5 protein-coding genes are annotated in these 12322 nt (G+C 56.9%); 1 reads left to right on the top strand and 4 read right to left on the bottom strand.

Annotated elements, in window-relative coordinates; translation table 11 throughout:
- Position 1 precedes the first annotated feature (1 nt).
- Positions 2-1651 (top strand): response regulator, encoded by a 1650-nt coding sequence (locus tag HH215_RS36770; RefSeq protein ID WP_169283042.1) that lies wholly within the window; start codon positions 2-4, stop codon positions 1649-1651.
- 169 nt (positions 1652-1820) lie between these two features.
- Here the strand turns inward: HH215_RS36770 and HH215_RS28905 are convergent, their stop codons facing one another.
- The 4 genes from HH215_RS28905 to HH215_RS28890 all read right to left on the bottom strand — a co-directional run bounded on the left by HH215_RS28905 (position 1821) and on the right by HH215_RS28890 (position 12319).
- Positions 1821-8354 carry a discoidin domain-containing protein gene (locus tag HH215_RS28905; protein WP_169283041.1) on the bottom strand — a complete coding sequence of 2178 codons (6534 nt, stop codon included), beginning with the start codon at positions 8352-8354 and terminating at the stop codon, positions 1821-1823.
- Between the two features lie 200 nt (positions 8355-8554).
- Entirely contained in the window at positions 8555-9619 is a 1065-nt protein-coding gene (locus HH215_RS28900) for a response regulator (protein ID WP_169283040.1), read from the bottom strand.
- Positions 9612-11447, bottom strand: coding sequence for a sensor histidine kinase (locus tag HH215_RS28895; protein ID WP_169283039.1), 1836 nt, complete (start codon positions 11445-11447; stop codon positions 9612-9614). The genes HH215_RS28900 and HH215_RS28895 overlap by 8 nt, the downstream gene beginning before the upstream one ends.
- 50 nt (positions 11448-11497) lie before the next feature.
- Complete coding sequence (locus HH215_RS28890; protein WP_169283038.1) at positions 11498-12319, bottom strand: carbohydrate ABC transporter permease; 822 nt, start codon at positions 12317-12319, stop codon at positions 11498-11500.
- Between the last annotated feature and the right edge of the window lie 3 nt (positions 12320-12322).

Below are 12322 nucleotides of genomic sequence, written 5' to 3'. Positions count from 1 at the left end.
TATGTACAGATTATTGCTCATCGACAATGAACCGTTTATCGTAGACGGATTGTACGACTTGTTTCTGGAGCTCGATTCATTGGAACTCGTTGTGCTGAAAGCGTACTCGGCTTCGGAGGCGCTAACCCTCTTATCGGCGCATAAGATCGATATCGTGATCGCCGACATTCGGATGCCCGGCATGAGCGGGCTGGAACTGCAACAGCTCATACGAAAACAATGGCCCTTCTGCAAGACGATCTTCCTTACCGGGTATAACGATTTTTCCTACGTGCAAACCGCTATGCGGCATGGGGGCTTGGATTACGTGTTAAAAACGGAGGGCGACGAAAGAATCCTCGAGGCGTTCCACAGCGCCATCGCAGCCTTGCAGGAGGAATGGGAGAAAGAACATCTGATGGGAGAAGCCCGGAAAGAGTTGCATCTGGCCAAGCCTCTGCTGCAAAAAGAATACTTGTTGAGCCTGCTGAACGGCGAACGTCTGCACAACGAAGGCATTCAGCTCCGATTCGCGGAGCTCGGCATCTCCTTGAACACTGCCGTTCCCGCATTGATCGTCGTAGGCCGCGTGGATGAATGGCCGGGCGACTACTCCTTGGCGGACCGGGAATTGTTGACGTTTGCCATTCACAACATTGCTCAGGAGTATTTTTCGAATTGCCCGTTCGCGGCCATATCGTATGATCGTACCAAGTTCATTTGGCTGATCCAGCCCCAAGACGCGGACGAAGTAAACGGATCCGCGTTCGTTCAACGCGTCCACGAAACGCTGGATTCCGTACAAACAGCCAGCCGCGGCGTGCTCAATATTCCGGTATCGTTCGTGACCCACAGCAGTCTCGGTTCGTGGAGCGAACTGCCTTCCGTCTTCAACCGGCTGATTCGTTTGCTCGGACGCGGACTCGGACTAGGCAGAGAAAGTCTGCTGATAGACATCCCTACCGCGGAGAAGACATCCGGTCCAGCCACGAAAGGTGCCTGTTCGATTGGAGACAACGCGAACATCGCGAGCCAGAGAAGAACTATTCCATTGCTGGAATCTTATTTGGAAGGGGGAGACGCTCGGGAGTTCGCCTCCCTATGCAGCGGGATGCTGCAATCCGCGGTGCACGATCCTTTACACTATACGGAGATGTATTACAGCATAGCCACGATGATCTTATCCTATCTGAATCGGCTGGAAGCGACGCAAGACCTGTTAGAGCGGCAAGACTTCGACGGACTGATGAGAATCGACGACCATCCGGATTGGGAAGCGGCGGCGCATTATTTCGAGAGCGTCGTCGCGCTGCTGTTCGCCAAGCGGCATGACGAACGAGAGGAAAAATCCCATTCGATCGTCACCCGCTTGAACCTGTACATCAAGGAGCATTTGCACGAAGATCTTTCTTTGACCAAGCTTTCGGAAGTGGCGAACCTCAGTGCCTCGTACTTGTCCAGATTGTACAAGCAAACGACCGGACACGGACTCGCGGAATACATTGCCGAGAAGAGAATCGACAAGGCCAACTCGCTGCTGACGGAAACCGTTTTGAAGATCCATGAGATCGCGAGAGAAGTGGGACTTGAGCATAATTATTTCATCAAAATGTTCAAGAAATATACGCATATGACCCCGCAGGAATATCGCGAGCTGAAGGTTCGCGATTAAAGAAGCTATCATTAAAATAAAAAGCTGTCGAAATTTTCTCGACAGCCTTAGGACGAGGTCCAACTCATCCTTTATAATGCTTGAATTTTCTTATTGTCCTTCATCCTTCATCTGCCTATAATTCCGGTCATGATCATATACGAACTTTCAATTGTTTAACTCTGTTCGTTTATCGGTTCAGCAGTCGGTACAAGATTTGCGCGGCTTGGGCACGCGAAGTTATTCCACCGGGGTCTATCGTATTTCGATAGCCAGTCACAACGCCTGCTTTTGCAAAACCATGTACGGCCTCCCTTGCATAACCGGAAATTTGCGCTTCGTCTTCGAAATAGAAGGCTGCCGAATCCGTCCTCGCCTGCGGTAGCTCTCCAATACGCGACAGCAGACGTTGCAAAATAACGAGCATGTCCTGCCTGCTCATTGCATCGACGGGAGCAAAACGGTTGCCGCCTACGCCGTTTACCAGACCCAACCGTTTCGCTGCATCCAAGTAAGGCGTGTAGTAGGCGCTCCCCGCATCGTCGAAAGATGAGCCGGTCTCATCTTTCGGGACGATGCCGTAAGCCCGCATAGCCATGACCAGAAAATCGGCCCGGGTTACGCTGACGTCCGGAGCGAAGATGCCCGTACCCTTGCCTAGAATAATGCCGCGGGCAGCCAGATAAGCTGTCGACTCTCCGTACCAGGCATCCCTCGGCACATCATTAAATACAACCTTATTGTAGTCTATTGCGAACGGCGCTAATTCGCCGGTCACGAAGCGCACAACGCTCCGGGAGGCGTCGAAACCGCCGCGCAACGCTTTCAGCGCTCCGTTCTGGCCGACTTCTCTGGCTACGACCGCATGCATATCTTTGCCTTCTCCAAGCACATACGGGACGGCGATTTCCGCCTTCCCTTTGGATAACGTCGCCAGCGACTGTTCGTTCGCCTTTATGGAGAATCGGTAAATCTCGCCGCTTTCGGAAGAGGTCAAGCTCGAAGCCTGCACTTCCGGAACGGATTGTCCCGGCACGGATCTCGTTAAGCCTACTGCCACCGAGCCTTGGCCGGCTGCAGCGGTCAACGTCTCCATAGCTTCCTTATTCAATCGGATTCGGCCTGCCGGGAAATCCACCTCCAGAGTCCAATCACTGCCTTGTTCCAAAGCGGTCATCGCGCCCGAAGGCAGACGCAAGTTCACGATAAGCACGTCTTTCGGTGCCAAAACTTTGACGGTCACATGTACGCGCTGCCCCTCCGCAAACTTCTCGGCCGCCAGTTTCGCCAGCGCTGTCCATTGAGCCCGGGTTAATTCGGCAGCGGCTCCGCCGTCATTCCCTTCAGGCTTGGTTTGCACTCTAATTGACAAAGTCGTTCTTCCGTTCTCCTGCACAACGTCGACGTCCAACAATTCTCTCGCGGGCGCTCCGTAGTTCGAGTCTGGACCATTCGGCCTCTCAGGCTCCGGTGCCCCATTGTCAGTACCGTCGCTCGGATCGGGAATGTTCCGCAAATTCAGCTCGGGCGGTGCCACAACCTGGGCGGTCATCCCAACAGCACTTTCGGATGACAGTCCGGCAACCTTGACATAACGAGCGCTTACTGCGGGGAATACCGCCTGAACCGACGCGCCCTTTTGGGCAATTGCCTTGTACGTCGGCGACCAGGTCTGACCATCGGCGGAAGTCTCCAGCACAAACGAGCGCGTCTTCTCCGTCGCGAATTGCAGCTTCAAGCCGTTCACGGACCGGCTTTGTCCAAGATCAAGCATGCCATCCGGCCCCATCGCGCCGTCCGTCCAGCGGCTGACCTGCTGGCGAAGCTGCAGCAGCTTTAGAAACCCGGCATCGACACGGCCGCCTTCAACAATCCATTGCACGTAGCGGTAAGTCTCGCCTCCCGGCAATTCGTAAGCAAGCCGCGTAGCACCGATTCCGCCTAATTCCACCTCATCTGTCCACTGTGCGCCGTCCTCCGACAACCGCAGCGTCAGCTTGTCCGGTAGCAACCTGCGTTCGTTCAGGTCGTCGAACGAAAGCCAGCCTTCCGGCTCGGACGCACTGCCGTCAACCGCTTCGAAGCGGACGAGCGTACCTTCGCCACCAAGCGCGTGCAGCTTAAGCGGTACGAAGTCGGCTGTGTTCGGCGGAGCGACTCGGTCCAACTCCTGCCCGTCGATGGTAAGCAAGCGGTAATAATTGGCTCCCCCGTCGGCGAAGCCCGCAGCGAGGAAACTCAGCCATTCTCCCTCCAGCTTGAGCGGCGCGCTGGTCAGCGTACCCGCGGCGGTCGCGCCGCCAGAAGACGAATCGCTCCAACGCTTGCCTCTTGCGCCTCGTGCGACCGTCGGATGCTCCAACGAAGCCGGCTCTGTGCCGAATGCCGTGCCAGTCGACTGCCAGGAAGCATAGCTGCCCATTTCGAAATCACTGTTGTCCAGCAGATGAATGGAATCCATCGCCAGCCAGGCGTATCCGCTACCCGAATCTCCGTCAACGACCCTGAAGCGAACCGTCTCTCCGATCAGATCCGATACGTCCCAATACTGCGCGATAAATTGATTGAGAGGCTGGGAGCTTTGGCCCGGCGGCGTCGCCAGCCGCAATCGCTGCCCGTTCTCATCGATCAGCTCGTAGTAATTGCGCGGCGGGTTCCAGCCCGACTGCCCATTCCATCCGGCTGCGAGGAAAGACAGAATCGGTTTGTCGACGACAAAAGACTTGGACGTCATCGTCCCGGTTTTATCTTCGCCCGCCGCCAGACTGTCCGCCCAGTATTTCCCGTTGCCGCTGCCGAGCGGACGGCCCAGGTACCGGCTGTTCGGTTCCGACCCGAAAGCGTCTCCCGTATGTTCCCAATCCGCGTACGTTCCCGATTCGAAAGACCAATAGTCGTCTTCGACGGCGTCCTTGTGATCAAACAGGAACGGCGCGCCGAAGGCAAGCCAGCCGTCCGCCGCTGTATCCATGCCATCCGCCGCTTCCATATAGACGGTCCTTCCTTTCAGATTGGAGACATCCCAGTAGATCAATTCATACGCTTCGCCGTTCGGCGGCGCAGCGGATCGGAGCACCGATCCGTCGATCGCCTTGAGCACGAATCGGTTCTGCCCCGTCACGCTGGCTTCCGTCTGGAAGGGCTCTCCCGTCAGCTTGACATTGTCGACGGCCAGCCAGTCGAATCCGCCTCCATATACCGCCGATTCCTCGGCGCCGATGGCATCCGCCGCTTCGAAATAAACTTCCTTGCCTGCCCATTGCGAGACGTCCCATACGTACGTCTTCATCCGGCCGCTGTCGCCTACGCGGTTGGTCGGTACCTCTTCGATCAGAATTTCGTCCGTCGCCGCGTCCTTGAGGTAGAAGCGATTGTTAAGGGCATACGGCCACGGCCCTTCCCCATAAACGGTGCCGTTCCAGCCCGCCCCGTCGAACGCCAGCGTCGGCCGGTCGATGACGAACGATGCCGTCCGCAGCTTGCCCTTCTGACCGCCGCCGGTCGAAGAAGCCGCGTAGTAGCCGTCTCCATCCGAAACCCACCCGGCGCCTCCGGTCGCAGGCGAAGCCCCGAACACCTCCGTATCGACGTAGGCGAGCTCGCTCCAGTCGCCGGTCTCGAAATCGGCAATGACCTTGTCCTCGCCTGCCGGCTGCTCTCCGGTTCCCGATTCCCCGGCGTACCCCGCACCGTAAAACGCCAACGCATCTTCTGTTATGACGAACGGCTTGCTGACAAGTTTGCCGACGGCTCCCTCTGTCCCCGCGGAGCTTGCGACAGCTCCGATGCTGGCTACTGTTACGGGGCTGCCGCTGAAAGCGCCGCCGACCTTCTGCCAGCCGCTGCCGAAACCGTCCGCGGCGAAAGCCAGCGCTGCCAACGGCTTCTCCGCATTCAGCGAAATCGAGGAAAGCGGATAGCCGTTGGACAGATCGAGCGTGACAACCTGCCGTCCGTCCTCCTCCGTAATCGTTCCGCTGGAGGCGATCACGCCGTCCGCGCTCGGGACGTATACGAACGCCTTGCCGGACTCGAACGTATATTCCAGCACGCTGTCCTTTTCCCAGTTCAGATCGATGATCGCTTCCGCGCCGTCAAGCGACGGCGCATGCCGGATCACGAGCACTTCGTTCGGATCGGTCGTCGCGTTTCGGGCTACCTCTATGACCCTTTTGCCGGTGTTGGCGTCCACGCCCGCGTCCGCTACATGAAACTTGGCCGGATCAGCCGTTACGGTGCGCTTGATGCCGCGGGAGTCGGCGTAGTCCGACAGCAGCCTGCTCATGAAACTATCCTTGAACATCGCATTGTCCGCCACCGGCAACGTACCGAACAGGACGCTGCCTTCGCCGACGGCATACTCCGCCATAATGACGTTGCCCGCCTCGTCTTCCAGCACGGGAACCGCATTCGGGGGCAGCGCGCTAAGCGCCTTACCCGCGCTTCCGGTCTCCGCCGAAACCGTTACGGATGCGCCCGCCGCAAGCGACTTCAGCCATGCCGGCGCCTGATTGGACACCTTGACCTGAGTCCCCGCGCGTTCAGTCGCCTCTGAGCCGGCTAGCATGCCCATCATCCAGTCGTCCACTTCGTCACCGCCCTCCAACCGCCGATCCTCCAGCTTCAGGCGGTAGCTGAAGCTATCCGTTCCGAAGCTGGCGAAAGCGCCGCCCCGCTGCACCCAAGATTTGATCTTGGCCTCAGCGGCGTCCGAGGTCAGCGTCACGCCCATGTTGGGGCTGATGAACACCTTGTAATTGTCCAGCGCGCCGTCCTCGATCGGGAAGTCGTCGAGAATGTCGGGCGACTGCAGATAGTGCGCCCAATTGGCGATCGGCGCTCCGAACCACGATATGCCGTGGTCGCCGTCGAAAATAAAGTTATGGTCGTTGCGGTCGTACCCTTGACGGAACAGATTGGCGTACCAAGGATTAAAGATCAGCACGTCCGGTCCTTCCGGCTCCGGATCGATCGTGAGGTACTTCTTGGCGTTCGCTTGGGTATAACGGTACAGATCGTTGCCGCTATAGTTGCCGTTCGGGTCCCACTTCCCGGTGCCGCCGTTGAACGCCTCGTAGTCCCAGCCGAGCGCCGAATGCGCCAGCATGTCGACGCCTCGGCTCAGGAAGTTGAAGGCGTTGTCCGTCTGGGCTTTGTCGGACGGCTGCGCCGTATCGTCCATCGTGCCCTTAAGCCCGTAGAAGCGTGCCGTGGCGGCGTATTGGGCGACGCCGTAAGACGCGTCCAGATTGCTGTTGCCGAAAATAATGTTGTCGTATTTGCTGAAGTCGCGGGCGATTTTACCCATGCTCTCTCCTGTCTCCATCGGTGCGCTCTGATATCCGCCGTCGACTTCGACATGGATTTGCTTGTCCGACACAGACCGCATCTCCTGCATGTACTTATTCAGAAAATCGTCCATGTACTCCATTTTCCAGAACATCAGGTCGGCCCACTCCGGCCGATCGTCCACGGAATCGGCGTTCGAACGATTGGGCAGTGGAGACGAGATTTCGTCGAAGCTTTCGTAGCTCTTGCCCCAGCTCTCGTTCAGCTCCCCGATCGTGCCGTACTTGTCCGAGAGCCAAGAGCGGAAGCTGGTCTGCGCGCTTTCGCTGTATACGGCCAGCAGTTCCGGACTGTGACCGGAATAATACTCGATCCCGCCGAACCAGCCCGGTCCGAGAATGGAAAACTTCCGAATGTTCGGGTTGCTGTCGAAATGCCGCATCGTCTGCTTGGCCACTTCGATGACGGTCTCGTTGTGCAACTCGTTGAAAAAATCGCGGTGCTCGATCGTTCTTCCGATCTCGTCTACGATCGTAGAATAGAAGCTGGGGAAAGCCCGGCTGGAAAAGCCCTGGAATCCGAGCCAGATATCCATCCCGACGTCTGTAAACCGTTTGAACATTTCGTCCGCGTATTCCCACGAGTAGTTCGCAGGGTTGCTCACGTAGTCGAGAACGTCCTGATCGGAAATGCCGTTGGGATACAGCGCGTCGTCGATCAGCTCCGGCATCAAGTTGATGCCGGGGCTTGCCGGATCCGCAATGCTGACGCACAGGTTCATCAGTTGCTGATGCTGGTTAAGCAGCGAGGCCAGCCCGGCGTCGCCGAAATTTTTCATGTCGGGAAAGCACGAAAGAATGCCTACGCGGTGCGGAAGAACGTCCGGAAACAGAATAATTTCGTTGATCGGGCTGTCCGGGCCGAAGCTGTCCGTGACGAGCAGCCGCACGTAACGTGCCTCCACGCTGTCCCAAGCGCTGAATAGCGTTCGGCTCGATTGCACCTCCCGCTCCGCAACCGTCTGGAAGTGACTGCCGTCCTGCGAAACCTGAACGGCGTAACGCATCGGACCGTCATCGCCGACGACGATTGCTTCCAGCGCCCCGACCTTCGTTAACCGGCCCAGATCCAGCTGAATCCACTGCGGATTCGACGCAGTCGGCCTGGTAGCGGGACGCCAGTTGTTAGCCTCGTCCCCATGCACGCCGTCCAACGCAAGCTCCGGGCCGTGACCGGTCTTGCCGGATGACGCCGTAGCCGCAATGGCCGCCACCCGCACCTCCCGAGAAATCGGCAGGTCCGCCGTCGGCGCGGCTTCCGCCGAAGCCTCGGGCGCATCGCAGATCCAGCCCGTGGGCAGCAACAACGCCGCCGTCAGCAGCAGCAGCAGACTTTTGCGGCCCCATTGTAACCTTAATCCTCTTCGTTCCTTCATTCTTTTCTCTTTCCCCTTCCCCGGCGGGTCGCCCCGCGCAGTTCAATTTCGTCGCGCTCCGGCCGGCTGGCTCATCTGCACACGTCATCTATAAGGCTAGCCGACGGAACATGCCCCCATCATGTCATCGGTTGGAAGCGCATTCAATTGACAATTGTTTGGAAGAAGGGACAATTTCGATGAACTTGGCTCACACGGCGTCAGCGGCAGCCATGCTGATCGCGGAATTCGCTCGGCGACAGACCGAAGAAGTTTTTGAAAGCTCTGCTGAAGCTGCGGTAATTCGCGTAACCGACCTTGACCCCGATGTCGATGATCCGGTGCTCTTGGCTGCCCAGCAACTCCCGGGCGGACATCATCCTCTCCCGCATGACGAATTCGTTGAAGTTTTCTCCCGTTTCTTTCTTGAACACGACACTCAGATAATTCGCGCTGATGTGCACGCGCTGCGCCAGCCACTCCAGCGAAATTTCCTCGCCGAGATGCGCTTTGATCAACGGCTTTAGCTGGCTGAACGAGCCTCTTTCTTCCGTGCCAGCCTCTTCGTAGCAGTCGATCATATGCGCCGCCAGCTGTCTGAACAGCAGTCGAGCGTCCTGCTCGGTCGCGCATGCCGCCTGTCTATGCAGCAGCTCGAGGAACACGGACTGCTTCGAGGCATAATAGGCCGGATTGTGCCCATTAAGCTGCGCCTCCGCCTGCACAATGCTCTGCCGCAGCGCGGACAGGACGGCGGAGAGCGGCTGGCGTTGCCGTTCCCATGCCGCAAACAAGGTCTCGATGGCCTCTTCAGCTCGTTCCCGCCGCTGCATGGCGGCCGCCACGAGCAGCTCCGCAGACGCCTTCTCCGCCTCCCCGGCGAACAACTGCTGGCGGACGGTCCTCGTCTCCTCGCGCAACTGCTCTGCGATGCGCCGCACGATGACGTTCATCTCCCGGAAGTCGATCGGCTTGAGGATATAATCCTTTACGCCGAGCGTAATCGCCTGCTGTGCATACTCGAATTCACCATACGCGGTAATGACGACGATGTGACCCTTGTAGCCCGACTCCCTTAATTTCCGTATCATGACAAGCCCGTTCATGCGGGGCATATTGATGTCGGCAAGCACTAAGTCGAAATCCGTTTCCGCCGCCGCTTGAAGCGCCGCCTGGCCGCTTCCGGCAAGCCTCGCTTCCGTAAAGCCGGCGGCTTCCCATTTTACGAAATCCTTGAGATCCTCGCGAATCATCGCCTCGTCGTCGACGATCAACACCTTATACATGCTCTTCCACCGCCTGTCGTTCATTGAGTTGGTTCTGATCCCGGATGATAAGTCGCACACTTGTGCCGGCATCGGGTCGGCTTTCGATTCTCATGGCGTACAAATCTCCGAACTCGTATTTCAGCCGGTTGTGCGTATTGAACAATCCGACGCCGTGTCCGTTTGTGCTCGGCGCTCGTTCGCCGTCCAAGCTCCACTTTAAACCCTCCAGCGTCTCCCGGTGCATACCGCAACCTTCGTCGCGGACGCAAATCGTCAATATGCCGTCTAGATAGGAACTGCTTACGACAATAGGCACCTCCTCGCACTCGGCGTGGAATGCCCCATGATTGATCGCATTTTCCATTAGTGGCTGTAGAATCAGACAGGGCAATGTTTTGGACAGCGATTCATAGTGAACGTCCCACTTGACGCGGAATCGCCCCTTGAACCGGTACTGTTGCAGCTCGACGTACGCCCATAGATTGTTGAGCTCTTCTTCGACCGTGACTCTGTTTCCGATATGATAGATACTCTCGCGCAGGAGCTTGGACAAATGGATGATCATCCGGTTGATTTCCGTTTCTTGGCCCGTCTTGCGGAGAGCGACCGAGTGGATGGATTGAAGCGTATTAAATAGGAAGTGGGGATTTATCTGATTGCGTAGCGCTCGCAATTCGGCCTGCTTGTTCTTCATAGCCAGATCGTGCTCGACTTGCTTGAACTGCACTTCTCTTTCCAGCAATTGCTGGATTTGCCGCGCCATGCGGTTCAGTCCGCCGCCGATCAGATCGATTTCCCGCACGCCGGTTATCGGGATCTTCTCGTCCAAGCTGCCTTCGCCGAAAGCGCGGATGCCCTTCAGCAGCATGCGCAGCGGCTTTGTTGTCATCTGTGAAATATAGAGGACGCCGACCAGCGAGAGCAGCAGCACCAACAGAGCCACGAGCGCAATCGGCACGCCGGCCACCGCCACGTACTGCAGGAACGTCTGCACGGGATAGGAGATAATCAAGTAGATGCCTAAATACGATCGCTCGAAAATATAAATATAACCGTCCGAACGCAGCCCGGACGCGAGAGGTTTTCCGCCTTCAGCTCGGAAGGCTTGCAGCATCGCCGTATCCGAATGAAACGGCCCGTCTCTCCGCACTTCCGGATATTGAACCAACAAGCTGTCGTCCTCGTTGACATAACTGAATCTTGCGTTCGGGATAACCTTCAGCTTATCCATGCTTTCGAGCAGACGCTGCGGCTTCATATTAATTTCGACCGCCCCGATGACCGGATTGGCGCTGCCGTTATTCGGACTTCGCTTGCTCTGAAAGCTCGTGATGACGTGCCACTGGGATAACGTCCCGTTGTCGTTGGACACCCAAGCCAGATGGGTCGGACTCACTCTGGCCAACCGGTAGCCGGGCTGCTGCTCGTACCCACCGTCACCCTTCAGCTTAGATTCGCCGACGAACAATATATTGTCGTCGCCGAACCAGACGCGAATGCTTTCGATTTCATCGGAAGTATAGTAGTACTGATTGAGGAAGCCGACCAGCTCGGTCTTGAAGACCAGGTACGCCTCGTCGGCCGTGTCGGCGCGAATCATGCGGGGCAACCGCTCTTGCACCAGGTGGCTCATGACGATTTGCAGAGAAATCTCGCCGTACTTCTTGTTCTTGATATCGAGCGATTCCATGGTGTCAAGCGCTAATTGGTGATTGTAGTCGTCGGCCATGGATTTCGCCGATTGGTAATTGTAACGGAGCACGATAAAAGCAACGGCCATGGTAAGCACCATGATCAGTAGAAGGACAAGCAATACCATTCTGCTGCGCATCGATGTCGGCATCATTTGCGGTTGTTCCCCCCGGCGACAAGCAAATGCCCTCAGTATAGCAGACCCTATTTAATTCCGGTAGTCATATAGACTTGCGTAATGCCTTTTTGGAATATCACGAACAGGACGAACACCGGAATGATCATGATGATCCCGCCGGCCAGCAGCGCCCCCGGATTGAAGTTGTTGATCGACGTGACCATGCTCGCCAGCCCCACGGACAGCGTCTTGTTGACGTCGCCGGAGGTTATGATGAACGGCCACGTGAAGACGTTCCAGTTGTGCAGAAACGTTGTAATGCCTAACACCGCTATGCCGGGTTTTACGTTCGGCAACACCAGCTTGACGATGATGCCCCCTAGCCCGCACCCGTCGATCCGCGCGGCTTCAATGAGTTCGTCCGGAATTTGCAGCATGAACTGCCTCATCAGGAACACTCCGAAGGCGCTCACCAGACCGGGAATCATAATGCCCGTCAGCGTGTCCAGCAGTTGAAAACCCTTGAACAATTGAAACATCGGAACGATCAAAATATCGAATGGAACGAGCATCATCAGGACGATGAACTTCAACAGGGCGCCTTTGCCGACGAACGTCATCTTGGCTAGCGCGTAAGCCGCTAGCAATCCGGTAACGATCGTCGTCGCCGTCGGTATTAACGAGGTGACGAGCGAATTCCATGCGTACAGGCTTAGATTGTTGCTCCAGGCGCTGCTGTAATTGCCCAGCGTCCACAGCTTGGGAAAGAAATGAAACGGGAAAGCGTACACTTCCGAGTTCGGCTTGAAGGAAGAGAACAGCAAAATTAGGAGCGGCGCGGAAATAAAGGCGATACCGAGCGTCAACAAAGCCAGGCTCGCATAATGCTGAGTCTTGGTTGTATTCATGAT

The organism is Cohnella herbarum (genome assembly GCF_012849095.1).
Lineage (GTDB): Bacteria > Bacillota > Bacilli > Paenibacillales > Paenibacillaceae > Cohnella > Cohnella herbarum.
Note: the sequence above shows the minus strand (reverse complement) of the source record. Positions and strands in the feature narration are given on the sequence as shown.